Consider the following 269-nt stretch of genomic DNA (forward strand, 5'->3'; position numbering starts at 1 on the left):
ATCCGCAACTGTTTCGCCGTCGGGCACACTGAGACGACGGACCAGGTCGAGGTTGACATGGAATATCAGAAGCAGATGCTCGCGCTGCATCTAAAGGCAAATCCGAAGGAGGTGCTGGTCGGGTGGTACTCCACCTCGTCCGAGCTGAACACGTTCTCTGCTTTGATCCAGAACTTCTACAGTGGCCAGGGAGATGGGACGTGGCCGCACCCTGCAGTGCATTTGACTGTTTCTACAGAACCTGGGAAGGATATTGAAGTGCGAGCATA

1 protein-coding gene is annotated in these 269 nt (G+C 54.6%); it reads left to right on the forward strand.

What is annotated here, in order from left to right; translation table 11 throughout:
- Positions 1 to 57: 57 nt before the first annotated feature.
- Positions 58 to 269 (forward strand): MPN domain-containing protein (locus PZC42_RS24745; protein WP_277214191.1); only part of this gene is annotated, 212 nt, incomplete at its 3' end.

The organism is Isoptericola croceus (assembly GCF_029382255.1).
In the GTDB taxonomy this organism is placed as follows: Bacteria; Actinomycetota; Actinomycetes; order Actinomycetales; family Cellulomonadaceae; genus Isoptericola; species Isoptericola croceus.